The following is a 17,868-nucleotide window of genomic DNA, read 5'->3' on the forward strand; positions in this document are numbered from 1 at the left end:
AAAGACAAAATTTAATTCCTTCCTTTTCGAAGGATAGGATTTTTGTCTATAGAACTTGGGAATAATTAAGTATCTTTCTTCGTCTTTTTCAAAGAAAGTCTGAACCAAAGTTTTTATTGTTACTCGCAATTTTTTAAAATTAAAAATGGAGAAATATCTATCGATCATCAACAAACGTACTTTTATTGCTTTAGCGATCACCTCAGTTGCCGCTTTTATCACGATTACCTTTGAATTTGAGTACAATTTTGATCTGACGATGATCAGTATTGCTATTATTTTCCCTTTGGTCTTTACGATTCGAAGTGCCTTTAAAAGGAGAGAAAAGGCCTTAGAGTTTCTGTCTCGATTCAGAACCGGTTTGATTACAACGGATGCGAGTATTCAGGCTAACACCAAAATCACTTTAGCAGACAGAAAGGAAATTCGAAGCTATATCCTTGAATTGTCCAAAATGCTTGTGTTGTATCTTGGGCCTGAGCCCTTGCCTATGGAGAAGGTGCGAGCCGCAGCGACTAAAATCACCAATTTTATAGACCTGAGAAGGGAGATTTTTAAAATGAGTCCATCATTAAAAATACATGGATTTATGCGGGACGTTTACATGGGGCTGGAAGCTACGGCAGGCATCAAAGAGCATCATACTCCGACAAGTATTCGCGCTTACTGTTTGGTTTTTATTTACTTATATCCCATTATTTACATCCCATCTTTGTATTTTAGGATGAACTCGGGAAATGCAGACTTTGATCATTGGGTTCTGTACTTCCTAGCCATGTTTTCTACGTTTATCTTGATTTCGCTTTTCAATGTTCAGGAACAACTCGAAAATCCATTTGATCAGCAGGGTCTTGATGATATTTTGCTTGATGAATTTGAGATCAAAGAGGAAAACCTTGTAAGTATCAAGTGATCAGTTGATTGAATCTTTAAATTTTATAATTATGAAAAAGTACTTTTCTTCGATTTTCGCCGTTTTTTTAGGAGCCTTGTTTTTTCAGCTCCAAGTTTCTGCCCAAGAAATGCCCGAATTGTTTTCCACAGAGGTGCCTCTCGAAATTCAGATGAAATTTTCCATCAAGGACTTGAGAAAGCAAACAAACGATTCGGTCTATATGGATTCTTTTATGTCCTATAAAACTGAAGATGGGACTTGGGATTCTCTCGAAATAGAGATTCGAACCCGTGGAAATTTCCGATTGAATAATTGCTTCTACCCTCCGATTCGATTGAAAGTGAAAAAGGGTAATAAAAAGGGAACCCCATTCAAAGGTCAGAAAGGCCTGAAGGTGGTCTTCCCATGTACCAAAGTGAAAAATGCAGGCGACTTTGTGGGTAAAGAATATCTGGCCTATAAGCTCTACGAACAAGTAACCCCATATTACTTTCCAACACGACTATTAAAAATCAGCTACATTAATGAGGACGACAGAAAGCCTGAAGTGCAGGAGCTGATCGGTTTTATCATTGAGGATGATGATCTGGTGGCAGAGCGATTTGGTGGGACGATCTATGATGAAAAGAAAATAGGCCCCAGTTTTATGGAGGACTCCGCCTCTGTGCGTCATGATATGTTCCAATACATGATTGGGAATACTGATTGGTCCAGTTTATTTGGTCACAACCAGAAAAATCTTCGATTGGAAGGGGATGTATTCGTGCCTTTAGCTTACGATTTTGATATGTGTGGCTTGGTGAATCCACCTTATGGTCAGGTGAGTAATCTAGTAGATATAGAAAAAATCACGGACCGACTATATCGAGGGTTTTGTAGAGATCCTGAGCTGATGCAAACCGTAAGGCGAGAATTTTTGGCAAAACAAGAACCTATTATGCAGTTGGTCCAAGATCAAGTCTATATGGATGATGGGGATAAGAAATTGGCTACGTCTTACCTAAAAGATTTCTTCCGAGTATTGGAGTCTGATGCAAGATTCGAAAATGAGATTTTAGGAAATTGTAGGAGCTATTAGGTTCAAGTCAGACGTAATCTGTATTTGCTAAGTAACCCAGAAAGATTACTCAATTCAAAATTAGCTCCGCGTATTCGGTTTATTTCTGGATCAATATCGAAGTTTTGAGCGTTTCTAAAATCGGTTTTTTCTAAAACGGTGCGATCAAATATAGCCCCAGTCAAGTCTGATCCCTGGAAACTTCCCTGACTCAGATCAGCTTGGGTGAAGCTCGCTTCTCGAATTCTACAATTTTCCATCTTGGTTCCTTTGATGCTCAAATTGAAAAAACTACAATAATCAAGTTGACAAGTATCGAAGTTGAATTCCAATAAAAAGGGATTGCAGGTGTGAAAGTGAATGCCCAGCATCTTACAGTCTTTGAAGGAAACTTGCTGAAAACCTGTTTTGAAAACCTTGATATTGCTTAAGTCACAGCTCACAAAAGAGCAATGTTCAAAGCGGAACCCACTGAGATCTAAACCTGAAAAATTGCATTGGGTAAACTGGCATGACTCATACTCACTTTTTTCTAAGGGCTCTTTAGAAAAGTCTTTGTTTTTAAAGCTTTGGTTGGAATGGTAAGACATTAAAGTGATAAGTTCTTAGAAAAGTGGTCGAGATTTTCAGTATCTCGTAAATCGTATTTCGTAATTCATAAATCTACAACCCAGCTAAATCCCACTTACGAATCGTATCTTGAATTAAGGCTAAAACTTTTGTATTGACTTTTTCAAAATATTCTTTGGCTTGAGCTTCGTCAAAATTGGGAAAGCCCTGTCCTGCCTGATACAATCCAATACTTGAAGGAAAGGGGACGGCTGACCAGCTTTTATTTTGGGGATAAGCTGTGGTCATATCTTCTGTGTATTTTTCTGGATGTACCAAACTTGGATCTATGGCTTGGATGTACGCGGTTTCATTCAGTCCGGCATGACCTCCATCTTCGCCAAAGACCTCCATTGTGACATCTGAGGCATAGGACCACCAATTGATCACCAAAGTTCGGACTCCCAACTCATTTGCGACTTCGCCCGCCACCTCTTGCAAAACGGCCGTTTGTCCTCCTCCGTGCCCGTTGAGGATAATAATGTTTTTGAAGCCGTTTCGACTCAGTCCTTTCAGTATATCTCGGATAAAGGGTCGGTAAGCTTCTTCGGTGATTTGAAAAGCTCCAGGATAATTTGCCATAGAGCCAGTGATTCCATAATTCAGCGTAGGAGCTATCAGTGCATTGAGTTCATCTGCAAGCTCCAGAGCCATGGCTGTAGGGGTGGTATTGTCTGCTCCGTTATTAGCCACTCCGTGTGGTTCTAATGTGCCAGTAGGGAGAAGCACGGTATTGATTTTTTCAGGTACAAACTCCGCAAACTCCATCCAATTGATTCGATCCATTTCCCGTGTGGAGGGATTTTGTTGTGCAAAGCAGAAGGAATTTAGGGAAAATAGTAAAAGAAATGTTTGGATCACTTTCATAAAAAAGGGTTAGAATGGCACTACTAGTGGAAAGGTAAGAAATGACAGCAACTTAGGCGAATTTGATATAGTAAAGCGCGCAAGGATTTAATTCCTCGCTTCGTACCAGATCTGGGAGATCAAAGTCTTTGAGATAGCTTAAACCTATCTTTTGCATGACTCGGATGGAGGCAAGGTTAGAAGCTGTAGCTAAGGAATAAATGGTTTTGACCCCAATGGATTCTCCAAATTCCAGACAGCGTTCGGCACCTTCGGATGCATAGCCTCGATTCCAAAACCGCTTGTCCAATCTCCAACCGATGTCTACACAGGGAGTGAAATCTGCATCAAAGGTCTTCCAGCCCAAGCCAATCATGCCTATGAATTCACCGGTTTCCAACAAATCCACCGCAAAATAGCAGAAGCCTCGATCGGCATAAGTTTGATTCATTCGATCCATCATAGCTTTGGACTCTTCTTGGGAGAGTGGTTTATCAAAAAAGCGCATGGTTTCCTCATCAGCATTCATTTCTGCGAATTGAGGTAGATCTGATTCTTGCCAAAGGCGAAAACCAAGTCTGGGAGATGTGAAGAGGTAGGAAATGGACATTGCTTTTGGTTTGGTTCAATAAACTGATTCTTTAATCTATTAACAAAAAAATGTCATTTGAAATAGAATGGGGAATTCATACCTTTTCCAAATCTCCCCTTACTCTGGAATTTTTGATCCTTTAATTTATGACTTGGGAACTATTCAAAATCGGCCTCTTTGGCCTAGGGCTTGTGCTCACAGGCTATGAAATACTTTCGAAATGGAGAAAGAAAAAAAGGCCTTTGTATCGTGAGATTGTCTTATTTGTCCTGTTTTTTAGTTTGATATTGGGGGATACCCTATGAATTTGAAGTAACGGTCACGAAGTGAGTGTCCTAATATGATTCAATTACTTCTCCTCCTTTAATGCCTTCCCCTTACCTATTGGGATTGTCACATTCAAAAAGAAAGAGCTGTTTTTTAAATTTGGTGCGGGTTTGTAAATATCTGTGAGTCCTAGATAATATTTGACCCCTATACTCATGCCATTGCCTTGCTGAAGCTGATAGCCGGTGCTGGCAGTCAGCCCAAAATCCAGGGTACTGAAATCGTCTTTATTGTTTTCGCGAATTCTGATTTCCCGTCCTGCTTCATCCGAGTTAAACTCAACCCACGTTTTATTCCTCAACCCAACTTGTGGTCCAAAGGCCGCATAGATATGGTTTTTGAATTTGTACTTGACTAAGGCAGGAACATAGAAGTAATTGATCACTTGTTTGTATTCGCCTGAGGTTGACTCAGGTAGAACGCTCAATAAAGTCAAGTTTTCGTCGGTCAATTGATCGGCCCCCACTCTGGATTTTACCAACACTCCAGTATTCAAGAACCATTGGTTTTTCATCCGAATATCAAAGTAGAATCCAAGATTGAAGTTTCGGAGCGAGGAACTGCCCTCCAGACCATTTAGATTGGACCAGTTAAACCCTCCATCCAATCCAAACTCTAAATCCTCTGAGTTTAATTTATCTCCCAAGAGCAAAGAGATTAAAACTTGAGATTGGGCTTGATAGCTAAAACAATAAGCCAGTAGGAGTATTGCTAATTTTTTGAACATCAATCCTTCAATTCTACGATGACTTCAATTTCCACGGCAATATTATTTGGCAAGGCTGCTACGCCCACAGCTGATCGCGCATGTTTACCAGTTTCGCCAAACACTTCCACCATCAAATCTGAAAAGCCATTGATTACCTTGGGATGATCGGTAAAGTTAGGTGCAGAATTGACCATTCCTAAGACTTTTACAAACTGCTTAATCCGACTTAGATCACCACCTGTGGCTGCTTTGAGTACAGCAAGGATTTCTACGCCGGTTTCCCGAGCAGCCTGATAGCCTTCATCTAAGCTGAGATCCTCACCCACTTTTCCATAGACATCTGGTCCATTCCCTGCTAAGTATAGAACATTTCCTACTTGTCTCCATTTTACGTAGGTCCCCATAGGCTGCCCGACTTCCGGTAGATTCAGTCCGAGCTCCTTGATTCGCTGGTCTGGAGTCTGGGCTTGGGAAAGGGAAATCAACCCAAAAAAGAAAAGTGGCAGGAGGGCAAGTTTAAGATTTTTCATGAGTTCTTTGGTTTTAGATAATCTAAGCTAAGATTTTCTCTCTATTTTTAATTTTCTGTAGATTAAATTATCCATGTTATGTCTACCAAAGTCGAAATTTTAGAGTTTACCAAGGACTTAAGTCCCTTTTTCAAAGAAATAAACCTACCCTGGGTAGAAGGTCTTTTCTCGGTGGAACCTGTTGATCAGGCACAGTTTGATCATCCTGAGGAGGTTATCATTGGGAAAGGGGGGACCATTATTTTTGTAAAAATAGGAGAGAATATTGCGGGTACAGTGGCTTTACAAAAAGTGGAGGATGGTGTTTTTGAAATGATCAAAATGGGTGTAAAGCCAGAATTTCAAGGGCACGGATTAGGAAGGGTTTTGGGAGAGACGATCATCGAACGAGCCAAAGAACTGGGAGGACATAAACTTGTGCTCTACAGCAATACGAAGCTAAAAACTGCTTTGAACCTTTACGAAAAACTAGGGTTTCAATCTGTCGTTCCAGAAGATGGTAAATACTGCCGATGCGATGTGAAAATGGAGATGGACATAGGATCACGTTAATTGGGTGATTTTTTTCATTGTTGTACCTGACAATGATCATAGTGTTTCAAGGTGGGTTTTTTGATTTTGAGGCTGAAACCATCCCAGAAAACTTATGAAAACGATAGTAGTTCCTTTCGATTTTTCCAGCTATTCGCTAGAAGCAGTTAAAACTGCTCAGAAATTAAGTGCTAAGTCTGGAGCGGAAATAATTTGTGTCACGGTAATCCCATCTGAAGTTGATTGGGAAAAACTGTCTGAAGAAGCTAAAACCAAATATCCAGATCTTTTGGAGCAATATGAGGAAGCCAAGGAGTTACTACCTGGTTATATTCGCGACATAGCACCGGCTAAAGTTCCGATCCTTCAACAGATTAGAATTGGAATGCCACATGAACTCATTCTCCGGGTAGTCGAAGAATCAAAGGCTGATCTATTGGTTTTGGGGGCTCATGGTAAGGGATATACCGAGGGGAATTTTATCGGCTCTACTCTTCAGAAAGTTTTAAGAAAATCCACTTGTCCGGTTCTCGCTGTCAAGGAGGCGATGAATGGTAATGATTTCAAAAAAGTTGCTTTTGCTTCGAATTTTGGTCCTTCTTCAAAAAATGCTTTTGACAAAATTAAATCCTTGATAAAGGTATTTAGAACCAGTGTACACTTGCTTTATGTGAATACCCCTGAGCACTTTGCCTCTTCTGATGAGATTGCTCAATCAATGAATTCATTCACTCATGGTAATGAAGAGATAGTTTTTCATCAACATGTATTTAATGACAAAGAAGTTGAAAATGGTATCATCCACTTTACTTCAAATCATGACATTGCTTGGGTTGTTCTGGTTTCAGGGAAAAGGAGCTCTTCTTCGTCCTATCTAATTGGAACTACAGAGACCTTACTTTATAAAAGTAAGCTTGGCGTTTTAAGTGTAACTGTTTGATTTACCAGAATCGGAAAGCCTTTTCGTACACTCGGTTTCGAAAGATAAAGTTGTCCCAGATATCTTTGGAGAAATAAATTTCAACACCCAGGTTTATCGTTAGATATCCATCAAAACGCTCCTCAAGTCCAGAGCCTCTACGGACTCTACCACCATTCCTTAGGATTTTATCCACATCAGGTTCTCCGTTGTCATCCAGGAAATTTGGATTACGGATTGCCAATCGGAGTCGGTCTGGATTATTACCAGTAACGTAATCATCGACAAGGTCGAGATAGAATTCACTGACATTATAGGCAGAGATGTCATCCATATAGTCTGTGAATGTCCATCTGTAGCTTCCCTCTAGGGTTAAATCCATGTAAACATTGAGTTTGTATTTAAACCCCAGTCCTGTGGGGATAACAACAATATATTTTTCGTATGGATTATTTTCCAATTGGTAGGGGCGCAAATCTACCCATTCACCTCGGAGCTGGGTTTCTGGATTGTTGGTGGACATGCCTAGTCCAGCAAAAAGATAGATATTCCAGAGCTCTCGGGTAATGTTATTCACCTTCACAGGCTTAAAATAATACTCGATAGTGCCATTAATTTCCCAGTTCTGGGCACGGAAATTTAGATTTCGTGGATTTCTATTACTTCTAGGATCAGCAGGAGGGTCCTGTCCAGACATCTTGATGTACGAAAAATTCCCCTTGGCACGGAGCTTAGTACCGAAAGTATAACTTATGTTGACGTTGGCATTCCAATCAGGTTGAATCCCTTCTTGGTACTTCCAAAATGAATATAACTCTCCAAGATATTGGGTGGGACCAATGCTCGCCCCAAATGACCATGGCTCTTCAAATCTAAACCGGTAAAAGCTTTGAGAGTATGCCGACGCTGATGCCAGAAATATGACTAGAAAAACAAATTTTTTCATTATCCGAAGACCGTCGGGGGGTATTAATGCTCAATAAAGTTGAAAATTATACTATTTCTCCCACTTTTCAAATCCTGACTTCAAGTGAATATCGCGCTGTGGGAAAGGTATTTCCACACCTTCTTCACCAAAGCGTTTGAAGATTTCAAAATAAAGTTGACTCTTCAAGACCTTTGGTCGATCTATAAACTCAGAGGTCCAAACTCTCAAGGTAAAATTGATACTACTATCTCCATAGTCGTTAAAAAGCACGTCGGGCTGAGGGTTGTTTAGGACTCCAGGATTTCCTTTGGCCACCTCCATTAAAATCCGTTTTACCTTCTCAGGATTCTCTTTGTAGGATACTCCTACAGGAAAATTAAATCTGATATTTCGGTCATTATGAGACCAGTTAATAACCTGGCTATCAATGAATTGAGAATTAGGTACAATAATACTGATATTATCATTGGTCACGATCATAGTGGATCTTGCTGAGATTTTGATCACATCACCCGAGACATCTCCTACTTCGATTCGGTCTCCGATTTTGATCGGTTGCTCAAAAAGGATGATCAGTCCACTAATGAAGTTGTTGGTGATATTTTGCAGACCAAAACCTATACCCACACCTATGGCACCGGCTAAAATACCGAAAGCACTAAGGTCTATTCCGTTGGTTTGAAGTATCGAAAAGACACCTGATAGGATCAGCACATACTTGATCATGATGCCGATCGTTTGTCTGGTACCTGTCTCGAATTGGTAGCGGCTTAGGACTTTATTGACTATAAATCTCCTGATCCATTCAGAGATCACGAAAAGGGCAACCAAAGAAATAACCAAGGTCAAAATCAACCCAATGGTCAGTTCGGTATCCCCAAGATGTAGCAGACTGTAGTTGAAAATCCCGCTCAGCCAGTCCATGACACTTTCGGCTTTTTCACCTGCGATCTCATTGATATTTTGCTTCATGTACTCCTTCCTTCTTACTTTTTCTTTGCTAAAGCTACCGAATATAATGCCAATTCCATATTTCAAGGTGCTTTGAAAATTCAATCATCCAGCTTTCCCAAAATATTTGGCTAATTAATCTAAATTTGAACCATGAGTAAACAATGGGAAGATATAGAGCATAGGCTCAAGCTCCGCAACTTAAAGCTATCGGATTATCAAGATGTTCTTGAGATCATGGTTTCGATTTATAAAACCGAAGAAGGTGTTTGGTCCAAGAGCGAATTTCGTAATCAATTGAAGGTTTTTCCGGAGGGACAAATCTGCATTGAGGATAATGGAAAGGTCGTAGCTGCTGCGATGAGTTTGATCGTGGATTATGGTAAGTTTGGCGACAATCACACCTACGATCAGATCACAGGTTTTGGAAAATTTGACACTCATGATGAAGACGGTGACACGCTTTACGGGACGGATGTTTTTGTGCATCAGGACTACAGAGGCATGCGAATCGGTCGTCGACTTTATGATGCTAGAAAGGAACTTTGCGAAAATCTAAATCTTCGATCAATTATCGCAGGAGGAAGAATTCCAGGCTTTGCCAAATATGCCGATCAGCTCACTCCGAGAAAATATATCGACCAGGTCAAAAACAAGGAAATTTACGATCCTGTGCTTTCATTCCAGCTTGCGAATGAGTTTCACGTGAGAAAGGTGATTACCAAATACTTGCCTTCAGATGCTGATTCCCGTGCTTATGCCACGCTTTTGGAGTGGATCAATATTTACTTTGACAAGGATGAAAAGCTCATCGGTAATACCAAGTCCAGCGTACGACTCGGTCTTGTACAATGGAAAATGCGGCGGTTTGCCAATGTGGATGAGTTGATGCAACAAGTGGAATTTTTTGTGGATACCGTGTCGGGATACAAATCTGATTTCTGCCTACTTCCAGAGTTTTTCAACGCTCCATTATTGGCGGAGTTCAATGACATGGATGCTTCTGAAGCCATCCGAAATCTAGCCGATTATACGGATGAGATCGTCTCCAGAATGAGTGAGTTGGCTGTTTCCTACAATGTCAATATCATAGGAGGTTCTATGCCAGAATATGATGGTAAAAAGCTGCGAAATGTGAGTTATCTCTGCCAAAGAGATGGAAAAGTTGATAAGCAGTACAAACTTCATGTGACCCCAGATGAGGCTTCGTATTGGGGACTTCAAGGAGGAAATGGTATTCGAGTTTTTGATACAGATGCAGGAAGGATAGGTATTTTGATCTGCTATGATGTAGAGTTTCCTGAATTGGGTAGAATTCTCGCAGAGCAGGAGATGGATATTCTTTTTGTGCCTTTCTGGACAGATACCAAAAATGCCTTCCTTCGAGTCAGTACCTGTGCAAAATCCAGAGCCATAGAAAACGAGTGCTACGTTGCCATCACTGGCTCTGTAGGCAATCTTCCAAAAGTGGAAAATATGGATATTCAGTATTCACAGGCAGCGATCTATTCGCCATCTGACTTTTCCTTTCCCCATGATGCGGTAGTCGCTCAGGCTTCTGAAAACGCAGAGACCACGATCGTAGCAGATGTGGATCTGGGGCTTTTGACTAAGCAGCGTAAGGCTGGAAGCGTTCGAAACCTGGAACAAAGACGATTAGACTTATATTCGGTTCAATGGAAGCAGAAAAAATAGTAAATCAATATTTCGAGTCCGTTTCATCCGAAGTTTTGGCTCGAGCCAAGCAAATCAAACTTCTGATTACGGACATAGATGGAGTCCTCACTGATGGTGGGATCATTTATGACAACGAGGGGATGGAATTCAAGAAATTCAATGTAAAGGATGGCCTCATTGTTAAGCATCTACGGAACAACAAAATACTAGTGGGAGCAATCACTGGAAGGAATTCACCCGTTGTTGAGAATCGATGTGAGGAATTGAAATTTGATTTTCACTATCATGGAGTAAAACAAAAAGGGGCAAAGCTCAAAGAAGTACTGGAAACTTTAGAAATTGAATACGAAGAGGTGGCTTATATTGGTGATGATTTAATTGATCTGCCGATTTTGACTCAGGTCGGTCTGGCCGTATCGGCCAGAGACGCCATGGATTACATCAAACCTGCGGTCCATTTTGTATCAAATTTTGATGGGGGAAAAGGGGTTTTCCGTGAAGTAGGCGATCTGATTTTGCATGCAAAGGGGCTTTTGATTCCTATCTTACAATCCTACCAAAACCAAGGAAAATGAATAAAACAACACATGAAATGATCATTGCCGACAAGTATAATCTTGGCGGCGATAAGCCAGTTCTTTTCTCAGGACCATGCGCAGTGGAGAGTTTTGATATTTGCATGGAGATTGGTTCCAAAGTAAAAGGCTGGGCCGATCAGTACGGATTTTCCTATGTTTTTAAAGCGTCTTTCGACAAAGCCAATCGAACTTCATCGGGTTCATTTCGATCTATTGGGATGGATAAATCCTTGGCTGTACTTGAGCGAGTGGGGAAAGAACTTCAGGTACCCTTGGTTACAGATATTCACGAAAGCTATCAAGCCAAAGAAGTGGCCGAGGTAGTCGATGTTCTTCAAATCCCCGCTTTCCTTTGTCGGCAAACAGATTTGCTACTGGCAGCAGGAAATACTGGCAAAGCAGTTAAGATCAAAAGGGGACAATTTATGGCGCCCGAAGACATGAAATTTGCTGTGGACAAGGTGCGATCCACTGGAAATGACAATGTCTGCCTGACCGAGCGCGGTTTTTCTCTAGGCTATCATAATTTGGTAGTGGATATGAGAGGCTTACCGATCATGAGACAGTTTGCACCAGTTGTTTTTGATATTACGCATTCCGTTCAGCAGCCTGGCGGACAAGGCGGAAGTAGTGGAGGACAGCGTGAATTTGCACCCATTCTGGCCCGAGCAGCGGCCGCAACGGGCATCGATGGATTTTTCATCGAAACCCACCCAGAACCTGCAAAAGCACTCAGTGATGGACCAAATTTGATTCCTCTAGATCGTATGGGAGGATTTTTGGAAATGCTCCATGAAGCGTGGACGTTAGGAAGAAAATATCAAGATTTTAAAGTTCAATAGTTGTGAAACATTCAGTCATTCTCTTCGCTGTATTTATATTTTTTGCTGTCCAAAGTTATGGTCAAGTTAACCTTGAAGTGGAGCTTCGAGCCCGCTTAGAGCATGTTTTGCCAGAGGAAAAAATTCGAGTGAATTCGGATATTCTTGAGTATTCGAATCAGATTCACGGCTTTTATGCTAATCAAGCATTTCAGCCTGTTTGGCTTTCCAATGGGCAATTGAGGAGTAATGCCAAAGAATTTATTCAAATATTGGACGAGGTGAAGTATGATGGCTTAGATCCTCGATTTTATCATCAAAACTTGATTTTGGCCCTAGTTCAGTCCATCCAAAATGGAAACGAAGGAAATTTAGTTGATTTAGAGCTGATTTTAACTGATGCATTTTTTCAAGTCACCAAGGATTTGCATCAAGGAAAAGTAAATTATGAGCAATTTGAAAAGGATTGGGAAATCAAACCTAAGGTTCCTCGATTTAATTATTCGGATTTGCTCCTTCAAGCCAAAAATGGTGCTTCTTTTCCATCAATTTTTGAGAAACTTTACCCTGATTTCAAAATGTATTCCCATGGTCGCGAGATCATCAAGAATCTTTATGCATTGGATCAGAAATATCCCGACTCTTGGAAAGATATCTCCTTGAGAGGAGCTATTCGCGTGGGTGAGGAAAACAAAATTTTACCAGACATGCGACAAAGGTTGGCATTTTGGGGCTACATGAATGATGAGCATTTGACCCAGAATTTGCTATATGATTCTACTGCGATGCTGGCGATTAAGGCCTTTCAGAAGCGAAATGGGATGGAACCAGATGGAGTGGTGGGTAAGCTGACTATCAATGCACTTAATCAATCTCCAGCCGACCTGATCGATAAGGCTGCAATCAATATGGAACGCCTTCGGTGGCTTCCTGATACTCTTAAGACGGGCCCTATGGTCTTGGTAAATATTGCTAACTATCAATTGGACTTCCTCAATGATCTAGACACACTTTTGAGTGAAAGGGTAATCGTGGGTAAGCGCTTTCATGAATCACCGATTTTTCAAGGCGAAATGAGCTATATCGTTTTTAGTCCATATTGGAACTTACCCACATCTATTACAAGAGGTGAGATTCTTCCCAAAGCTCGAAAGGATCCTGGGTATCTGGCTTCGAAAAACATTGAAATCGTCGACAATTCTGGTCAAGTCGTTAGTCCTGAAAGTGTGGATTGGAATTCCAAAAGCTTCCCCTACAGGCTGAGACAAAAGCCTGGAGAGACTAATTCACTGGGGTTGGTCAAGTTTATGTTCCCCAATAGTCACAGTGTCTACATCCATGATACCCCTGCAAGAAGTTTGTTTGCAAGGGAGGAACGAGCAATGAGTCATGGCTGTATTAGAGTTCAAAATCCATCGGATTTTGCTGCTTTGCTATTGAGAGATAAGCCAGAGTGGACTGCCCAAAAAATCGATGAGGCGATGCATCAAAGCACCGAGAAAACAGTCTATCTTAAGGAGAAAATACCTGTGGTTTTGCTTTATCTTACTTTTTGGGCAGATGGTGCAGGGAACGGTCACTTTCGCCCGGATGTTTATGAGCGGGATGAGGAGCTTTTGGCTGCCCTTCGTAAATAATTAGGAATTTAAAACTTCAGAGCCTGAAAGGTAATTTTCGTCATTCCCATAGGCGAAAAGAAGGCTTCCTTCCTTGATGAGGTCAATCAAATCTCTGGAAATTTCATTTGGAACAGCTGGACAGCCCAAGCTTCTCCCTAGCCTTCCGGTGCGACTAGCAAACTCCTCGCGAGCATAATCTGAACCATGGATGACGATGGCTCGGTTACGCGCTTGGCTATTGAATTTTTCTTCCAACCCATCAAGTTTTAAGGAATACCCGTGTTTTCCGTAATAGGTTTCAGCTGTTTTGTAGAACCCTAAACTGCTTTGGTAGGACTCAGGTCGGTTGGAAAAGCGGGTGGCCATAAGATCACCAGAGTTTCGCCCATGTGACACTACGGTATGGCTTAATATTTTCTCCGCAATAGGATCAATTACCCACATCCTTCTTTCTGTGGATGGCAGGCTGAAATCAATAATCGTCAAAATTTCTGATTTTAAATCCTTTTGAAGTTTGGTCCAGCCAGCATAGGCCAAATCAAATACTTCCTTGTTTGGCAAAGGATATTCGCTGACTTGAAGGTTTTGATAAAGAATCTCTCCCATATTCAAAGGTTCGGCTTGAATTTCCATTTGATCTTTGGAAGTGATAGGAAGAACGGCAAAGCCAAATAATGTGGTAAATAGAATAAATCGAAGCATCATAATTTTTCAATGTGCAAATTTAAGACCCATTTGATGAGAATAAAATTGCTATATATCAATAAGTTAGGCTGTCGGAATGGGTGATTGGCAGAGTCCATTTGGGGTAAATTGAACTCTGAGCCGCAGCTTCGTTGTTTTAACGGAAGAGACGAAATTTTATTTTGTAACTTCGCCTTTCAAATTTTAACAACAATTCACTGGTCCAGAGAGATTTGTAAATTTTGTTTAAAGAAAAATGAAAATAATTAAACAAAAGTTCAAAAATCTCTGTTCAAGAAAGCAATGAGAGTATCAGTATTTCGAAAAGAGCATTTTAACGCCGCCCATAGGCTTCACAATCCAGCTTGGTCTGATGAAAAAAATAAGGCGGTTTTCGGGAAATGCAATAACCCAAACTATCATGGTCACAATTACGATATGATAGTTGAACTGATTGGCGAAATCGATCCTGAAACAGGCTATGTGTACGACATGAAGCTTTTGAGCGATCTGATCAAAGCCGAGATATTAAATAAATTTGACCACAAAAATTTAAACTTAGATACCGAAGAATTTCGAAATCTTAATCCAACTGCCGAAAATATGGCGGTGGTAATTTGGAAAAAATTAAGAGCGAAAATTGACGATAAATTTGAGTTGAAAATCAGACTCTATGAAACAGAAAGAAACTTTGTTGAGTACAATGGACATTGAGTTATCCAAGGAACGAATGGAAGAACTAGGAGAGGAGCATGTAGGCACAAGCCTTGAGACTCCCTTAAGAGAGGATGCATTCGAAATGGATGACGACCTTAAAATCGAATTGATCGAAAAGCATTTTCGCGAAATAATGAATATCATGGGCTTGGATCTTTCAGACGACAGTTTGAAGGGTACGCCGCACCGTGTAGCTAAGATGTATGTGAAGGAAGTTTTCAGTGGACTTAATCCTAAGAATAAACCAGCTGCCAAGCTTTTTGAAAACAAATACAAGTATAAAGAAATGCTTGTTGAGAAGGACATCACGTTCCATTCCCATTGCGAGCACCACTTCGTGCCGATTTATGGAAAGGCACACGTGGCATACATTTCCAACGGTGATGTGATTGGCTTGTCCAAGATCAATCGAATCGTACAGTATTACTCCAAAAGACCTCAAGTTCAGGAGCGGCTTACCATGCAAATCGGGAATGAGCTGAAGGAAGCTTTGGGAACTACCGATGTGGCTGTGATCATGGATGCCTATCATATGTGTGTAAGTTCACGAGGCGTGCAGGACACTAACAGTTCTACTGTCACATCATTTTACTCAGGAAAATTTGAGCATGATGAGCAGGCTCGCAACGAATTCTTGAAGTACATCAATTTAGAAAAGTAACAAAAACTCATAAGGACTAAACCAACATGAAAAAACCGGGTCGATGACTCGGTTTTTTTGTGTATTGTCAAACAATAGCCTGCAACAAAAGCTTTATAAATCAATGAGTGAGATAATGAAAAATAAGAATTTTGTAATTGTAGGAGGGAACTCTGGGATCGGTAAAAGTATCTCAGAAAACCTCAGAAATGAAGGAGCAACCTTGTATTTGTATTCGAAAAGTGGGGAAGGTACACATCCTTTGGATGTGACTCAAGAACCCTTTGAAATGGAGGGATTACCAGAGGTGATCGATGGGGTAGTTTATTGCCCTGGGACCATCCAACTCAAACCTTTTCACAGAATAGGACTCGATGCTTTCAAAGAAGAAATGGAAATCAATTTTTTTGGGGCGGTTCGAGTATTGCAAGCTTGTTTGAAAGGTCTTAAAAAATCTGAAAGTGCTTCAGTAGTTCTTTTCAGCACAGTTGCTGTACAGATGGGTATGGGTTTTCATTCTGGTATTGCCTCGGCAAAAGGCGCAGTGGAAGGTTTGACACGTTCTCTTGCTGCCGAATGGGCACCTCAGAAAATCCGAGTGAATGCAATAGCTCCCTCTTTGACGGATACTCCTTTAGCTAATCAACTTTTAGCGTCGCCAGAAAAACGAGAGGCATCTGATAAGCGACATCCTCTTGGCAGAGTGGGGACTCCAGAGGACATTGCCGCAGCGAGTCGATATCTTCTTTCGGAAGAATCTTCCTGGATGACCGGCCAAATTTTGCACCTAGATGGTGGGATGTCGGTAATTCGTTAAACAATTTTGGTTGAAAATGGTAGTTTAATCGGGTATTGTCCCGAGATGAAAGATTCGTGAATAATGAAGACACCGCCTGAGTCATTCCTTCTTTTTAAGGAAGAGTTAAAGAAAGTCCAGCTTGAAAAAGTTAGACTCAAGAATCAGTATGAGTCAAAGCTGGCAGAAATGAATCAAGAGCTATGTCGGCTCAAAGAGCAAATTCAATCTCAACAAGCAATGCTCCGTACCACCCTGGAGTATGCAGAAAATCTTGAGAACAGTTTGGGTAAGTTTAAAGAGGAGTTGAATACTACTCAAGCCCACCGTAATAATGGAGTTTACTAACTAATTCTGACGAAAATGACAGATGTACTTACTCATTCAGAAATCGATAATTTTGATTTAGTGCTCGATTTGAGAGATGCGAGCGTCTATACTAGTCAGGGTCACAAAATTATTATTTGTCGCCTCAACAGGGATTATGTGGCCATCGAAGAGTTTAAAAATGTATTTCAGCAAATCGCGGAAATAGTGAAGGCTGGAGACTATGAAAAATTCATCTTCGATAAAAGGGCACTTCGGGCCTTTCATCAACCAACTATGGAGTGGTATTTCATCCATTGGAAAAAAGAAATGCTGAAGCATGGTGTGAAAACCCACCGAAAAATTCTACCTGCAGAAAAGTGGTTTGAAAAAATGGTGCAGATAGCAAAAGCTCAAATTTTGGAAAACTACCCTGATAACATCATTGATCAGTTGGATATTCAATATTGTCAATCCATCGAAGAGGCGATTTCCAAATGACCAGGCACTTTGACTATGATGAAATGATGGAGCTGGATTCTTTCTACAGAAGAAACCTCATCAATTGCTTATCAGGATATAAAAGTCTCAATCTGATTGGTACTCAAAGTAAATCTGGGGAGAGTAATCTGGCGCCCTTTTCACAAGTTTTTCATGTGGGTGCCAATCCACCCATGGTAGGCGTGCTTTTCAGACCGCATACCGTAAAGCGTGATACGCTTGAAAATATCCTCGAAACCGGATTTTTCACCTTGAATCATGTTACCCAGGAGTTTTATAAAGAGGCGCATTGGGCCTCAGCACGATGGGAAGGATCAGAGTTTGATGGCACAGGGATTCAGTCAGAATTTTTGAATGGATTTGGGGCACCATTTGTGAAAAATAGCCCAGTGAAAATTGCTTGTGAACTAGTCGAAAGCCAAACGCTTAAAGTCAACCAAACAGTTTTGGTCATTGGTAGCATCTCCCATATTTTTTTGGAGGAAAAAGGGCTTCGATCGGATGGTTCCATTGATTTGAATGCGATGGATACAGTCACCGTTTCAGGTTTGGATGAATACCACCGAGGGGAGAGGTTGTCAAGATTGAGTTACGCCAAGGCTGATCAAGCAGTCCAAGAAGTTTAGAGAATTCGA

The 17,868-nt window shown here is 40.9% G+C and carries 22 protein-coding genes; 14 read left to right on the forward strand and 8 right to left on the reverse strand.

Annotated elements, in window-relative coordinates:
* Nucleotides 1-145: 145 nt before the first annotated feature.
* The gene (locus ACFOSV_RS10055) at nucleotides 146-913 is read left to right on the forward strand and encodes a hypothetical protein (RefSeq protein ID WP_377905880.1); all 768 of its coding nucleotides are present in this window, start codon (nucleotides 146-148) and stop codon (nucleotides 911-913) included.
* Nucleotides 914-944: 31 nt separating this feature from the next.
* On the forward strand, nucleotides 945-1,973 hold the full coding sequence (locus ACFOSV_RS10060; protein ID WP_377905881.1) for a hypothetical protein: 1,029 nt from the start codon (nucleotides 945-947) through the stop codon (nucleotides 1,971-1,973).
* 2 nt (nucleotides 1,974-1,975) lie between these two features.
* Here the strand turns inward: ACFOSV_RS10060 and ACFOSV_RS10065 are convergent, their stop codons facing one another.
* From ACFOSV_RS10065 to ACFOSV_RS10085, 5 genes are all read right to left on the reverse strand, one after another.
* Nucleotides 1,976-2,542 carry a pentapeptide repeat-containing protein gene (locus tag ACFOSV_RS10065; RefSeq protein ID WP_377905882.1) on the reverse strand — a complete coding sequence of 189 codons (567 nt, stop codon included), beginning with the start codon at nucleotides 2,540-2,542 and terminating at the stop codon, nucleotides 1,976-1,978.
* Nucleotides 2,543-2,615: 73 nt separating this feature from the next.
* On the reverse strand, nucleotides 2,616-3,428 hold the full coding sequence (locus tag ACFOSV_RS10070) for a creatininase family protein (RefSeq protein ID WP_377905883.1): 813 nt from the start codon (nucleotides 3,426-3,428) through the stop codon (nucleotides 2,616-2,618).
* Between the two features lie 52 nt (nucleotides 3,429-3,480).
* The gene (locus ACFOSV_RS10075) at nucleotides 3,481-4,017 is read right to left on the reverse strand and encodes a GNAT family N-acetyltransferase (protein ID WP_377905884.1); all 537 of its coding nucleotides are present in this window, start codon (nucleotides 4,015-4,017) and stop codon (nucleotides 3,481-3,483) included.
* A 331-nt stretch (nucleotides 4,018-4,348) separates the two neighbouring features.
* Complete coding sequence (locus tag ACFOSV_RS10080) at nucleotides 4,349-5,053, reverse strand: porin family protein (protein ID WP_377905885.1); 705 nt, start codon at nucleotides 5,051-5,053, stop codon at nucleotides 4,349-4,351.
* A complete protein-coding gene (locus tag ACFOSV_RS10085; RefSeq protein ID WP_377905886.1) occupies nucleotides 5,053-5,565 on the reverse strand; it encodes a RidA family protein in 513 nt (170 codons plus the stop codon). Before ACFOSV_RS10085 ends, ACFOSV_RS10080 begins: the two co-directional genes overlap by 1 nt.
* Nucleotides 5,566-5,643: 78 nt before the next feature.
* Between ACFOSV_RS10085 and ACFOSV_RS10090 the strand changes: the two genes are divergently transcribed.
* Nucleotides 5,644-6,117: a GNAT family N-acetyltransferase gene (locus tag ACFOSV_RS10090; protein WP_377905887.1), complete on the forward strand. Its 474-nt coding sequence runs from the start codon at nucleotides 5,644-5,646 to the stop codon at nucleotides 6,115-6,117.
* Nucleotides 6,118-6,211: 94 nt separating this feature from the next.
* Nucleotides 6,212-7,036: a universal stress protein gene (locus ACFOSV_RS10095; protein WP_377905888.1), complete on the forward strand. Its 825-nt coding sequence runs from the start codon at nucleotides 6,212-6,214 to the stop codon at nucleotides 7,034-7,036.
* Between the two features lies 1 nt (nucleotide 7,037).
* Here ACFOSV_RS10095 and ACFOSV_RS10100 read toward each other — a convergent pair whose 3' ends face one another.
* A complete protein-coding gene (locus ACFOSV_RS10100; protein WP_377905889.1) occupies nucleotides 7,038-7,961 on the reverse strand; it encodes a hypothetical protein in 924 nt (307 codons plus the stop codon).
* 51 nt (nucleotides 7,962-8,012) lie between these two features.
* Nucleotides 8,013-8,867 (reverse strand): mechanosensitive ion channel family protein, encoded by an 855-nt coding sequence (locus ACFOSV_RS10105; protein WP_377907292.1) that lies wholly within the window; start codon nucleotides 8,865-8,867, stop codon nucleotides 8,013-8,015.
* A 180-nt stretch (nucleotides 8,868-9,047) separates the two neighbouring features.
* On the opposite strand from ACFOSV_RS10105, the gene ACFOSV_RS10110 reads away from it, so the two are divergent.
* Genes ACFOSV_RS10110 through ACFOSV_RS10125 form a run of 4 tightly spaced genes read left to right on the forward strand, consistent with a single transcriptional unit; the run spans nucleotide 9,048 to nucleotide 13,607 of the window.
* Nucleotides 9,048-10,589, forward strand: a complete 1,542-nt coding sequence (locus tag ACFOSV_RS10110) for a GNAT family N-acetyltransferase (RefSeq protein ID WP_377905890.1) — start codon at nucleotides 9,048-9,050, stop codon at nucleotides 10,587-10,589.
* Nucleotides 10,571-11,146, forward strand: a complete 576-nt coding sequence (locus ACFOSV_RS10115) for a KdsC family phosphatase (RefSeq protein WP_377905891.1) — start codon at nucleotides 10,571-10,573, stop codon at nucleotides 11,144-11,146. Before ACFOSV_RS10110 ends, ACFOSV_RS10115 begins: the two co-directional genes overlap by 19 nt.
* Nucleotides 11,143-11,991 (forward strand): 3-deoxy-8-phosphooctulonate synthase, encoded by an 849-nt coding sequence (gene kdsA / locus ACFOSV_RS10120; RefSeq protein ID WP_377905892.1) that lies wholly within the window; start codon nucleotides 11,143-11,145, stop codon nucleotides 11,989-11,991. Before ACFOSV_RS10115 ends, kdsA begins: the two co-directional genes overlap by 4 nt.
* 2 nt (nucleotides 11,992-11,993) lie before the next feature.
* Complete coding sequence (locus ACFOSV_RS10125; RefSeq protein ID WP_377905893.1) at nucleotides 11,994-13,607, forward strand: L,D-transpeptidase family protein; 1,614 nt, start codon at nucleotides 11,994-11,996, stop codon at nucleotides 13,605-13,607.
* On the opposite strand, the gene ACFOSV_RS10130 is transcribed toward ACFOSV_RS10125, so the two are convergent.
* Nucleotides 13,608-14,294 (reverse strand): murein L,D-transpeptidase catalytic domain family protein, encoded by a 687-nt coding sequence (locus ACFOSV_RS10130; protein ID WP_377905894.1) that lies wholly within the window; start codon nucleotides 14,292-14,294, stop codon nucleotides 13,608-13,610.
* A gap of 282 nt (nucleotides 14,295-14,576) precedes the next feature.
* Here ACFOSV_RS10130 and ACFOSV_RS10135 point away from each other — a divergent pair, with 282 nt between their 5' ends.
* The 6 genes from ACFOSV_RS10135 to ACFOSV_RS10160 all read left to right on the forward strand — a co-directional run bounded on the left by ACFOSV_RS10135 (nucleotide 14,577) and on the right by ACFOSV_RS10160 (nucleotide 17,859).
* Complete coding sequence (locus ACFOSV_RS10135) at nucleotides 14,577-14,987, forward strand: 6-pyruvoyl trahydropterin synthase family protein (protein WP_377905895.1); 411 nt, start codon at nucleotides 14,577-14,579, stop codon at nucleotides 14,985-14,987.
* A complete protein-coding gene (gene folE / locus ACFOSV_RS10140; protein ID WP_377905896.1) occupies nucleotides 14,947-15,651 on the forward strand; it encodes a GTP cyclohydrolase I FolE in 705 nt (234 codons plus the stop codon). Before ACFOSV_RS10135 ends, folE begins: the two co-directional genes overlap by 41 nt.
* 115 nt (nucleotides 15,652-15,766) lie before the next feature.
* Nucleotides 15,767-16,447, forward strand: a complete 681-nt coding sequence (locus ACFOSV_RS10145) for an SDR family NAD(P)-dependent oxidoreductase (RefSeq protein WP_377905897.1) — start codon at nucleotides 15,767-15,769, stop codon at nucleotides 16,445-16,447.
* Nucleotides 16,448-16,510: 63 nt separating this feature from the next.
* A complete protein-coding gene (locus ACFOSV_RS10150; RefSeq protein WP_377905898.1) occupies nucleotides 16,511-16,774 on the forward strand; it encodes a hypothetical protein in 264 nt (87 codons plus the stop codon).
* A gap of 15 nt (nucleotides 16,775-16,789) precedes the next feature.
* Entirely contained in the window at nucleotides 16,790-17,233 is a 444-nt protein-coding gene (locus ACFOSV_RS10155) for a hypothetical protein (RefSeq protein WP_377905899.1), read from the forward strand.
* Nucleotides 17,230-17,859: a flavin reductase family protein gene (locus ACFOSV_RS10160; RefSeq protein ID WP_377905900.1), complete on the forward strand. Its 630-nt coding sequence runs from the start codon at nucleotides 17,230-17,232 to the stop codon at nucleotides 17,857-17,859. The genes ACFOSV_RS10155 and ACFOSV_RS10160 overlap by 4 nt, the downstream gene beginning before the upstream one ends.
* The last annotated feature ends 9 nt before the right edge of the window (nucleotides 17,860-17,868 follow it).

The sequence above is a fragment of the Algoriphagus namhaensis genome, assembly GCF_042649705.1.
Taxonomy (GTDB): domain Bacteria; phylum Bacteroidota; class Bacteroidia; order Cytophagales; family Cyclobacteriaceae; genus Algoriphagus; species Algoriphagus namhaensis.

Bases quoted from the DNA above. Each gene is read 5' to 3' on its own strand.
- ACFOSV_RS10055 (WP_377905880.1), top strand. From the start codon at position 146: ATGGAGAAATATCTATCGATCATCAACAAACGTACTTTTATTGCTTTA.
- ACFOSV_RS10060 (WP_377905881.1), top strand. From the start codon at position 945: ATGAAAAAGTACTTTTCTTCGATTTTCGCCGTTTTTTTAGGAGCCTTG.
- ACFOSV_RS10065 (WP_377905882.1), bottom strand. From the start codon at position 2,542: ATGTCTTACCATTCCAACCAAAGCTTTAAAAACAAAGACTTTTCTAAA.
- ACFOSV_RS10070 (WP_377905883.1), bottom strand. From the start codon at position 3,428: ATGAAAGTGATCCAAACATTTCTTTTACTATTTTCCCTAAATTCCTTC.
- ACFOSV_RS10075 (WP_377905884.1), bottom strand. From the start codon at position 4,017: ATGTCCATTTCCTACCTCTTCACATCTCCCAGACTTGGTTTTCGCCTT.
- ACFOSV_RS10080 (WP_377905885.1), bottom strand. From the start codon at position 5,053: ATGTTCAAAAAATTAGCAATACTCCTACTGGCTTATTGTTTTAGCTAT.
- ACFOSV_RS10085 (WP_377905886.1), bottom strand. From the start codon at position 5,565: ATGAAAAATCTTAAACTTGCCCTCCTGCCACTTTTCTTTTTTGGGTTG.
- ACFOSV_RS10090 (WP_377905887.1), top strand. From the start codon at position 5,644: ATGTCTACCAAAGTCGAAATTTTAGAGTTTACCAAGGACTTAAGTCCC.
- ACFOSV_RS10095 (WP_377905888.1), top strand. From the start codon at position 6,212: ATGAAAACGATAGTAGTTCCTTTCGATTTTTCCAGCTATTCGCTAGAA.
- ACFOSV_RS10100 (WP_377905889.1), bottom strand. From the start codon at position 7,961: ATGAAAAAATTTGTTTTTCTAGTCATATTTCTGGCATCAGCGTCGGCA.
- ACFOSV_RS10105 (WP_377907292.1), bottom strand. From the start codon at position 8,867: ATGGACTGGCTGAGCGGGATTTTCAACTACAGTCTGCTACATCTTGGG.
- ACFOSV_RS10110 (WP_377905890.1), top strand. From the start codon at position 9,048: ATGAGTAAACAATGGGAAGATATAGAGCATAGGCTCAAGCTCCGCAAC.
- ACFOSV_RS10115 (WP_377905891.1), top strand. From the start codon at position 10,571: ATGGAAGCAGAAAAAATAGTAAATCAATATTTCGAGTCCGTTTCATCC.
- kdsA (WP_377905892.1), top strand. From the start codon at position 11,143: ATGAATAAAACAACACATGAAATGATCATTGCCGACAAGTATAATCTT.
- ACFOSV_RS10130 (WP_377905894.1), bottom strand. From the start codon at position 14,294: ATGATGCTTCGATTTATTCTATTTACCACATTATTTGGCTTTGCCGTT.
- ACFOSV_RS10135 (WP_377905895.1), top strand. From the start codon at position 14,577: ATGAGAGTATCAGTATTTCGAAAAGAGCATTTTAACGCCGCCCATAGG.
- folE (WP_377905896.1), top strand. From the start codon at position 14,947: ATGAAACAGAAAGAAACTTTGTTGAGTACAATGGACATTGAGTTATCC.
- ACFOSV_RS10145 (WP_377905897.1), top strand. From the start codon at position 15,767: ATGAAAAATAAGAATTTTGTAATTGTAGGAGGGAACTCTGGGATCGGT.
- ACFOSV_RS10150 (WP_377905898.1), top strand. From the start codon at position 16,511: ATGAAGACACCGCCTGAGTCATTCCTTCTTTTTAAGGAAGAGTTAAAG.
- ACFOSV_RS10155 (WP_377905899.1), top strand. From the start codon at position 16,790: ATGACAGATGTACTTACTCATTCAGAAATCGATAATTTTGATTTAGTG.
- ACFOSV_RS10160 (WP_377905900.1), top strand. From the start codon at position 17,230: ATGACCAGGCACTTTGACTATGATGAAATGATGGAGCTGGATTCTTTC.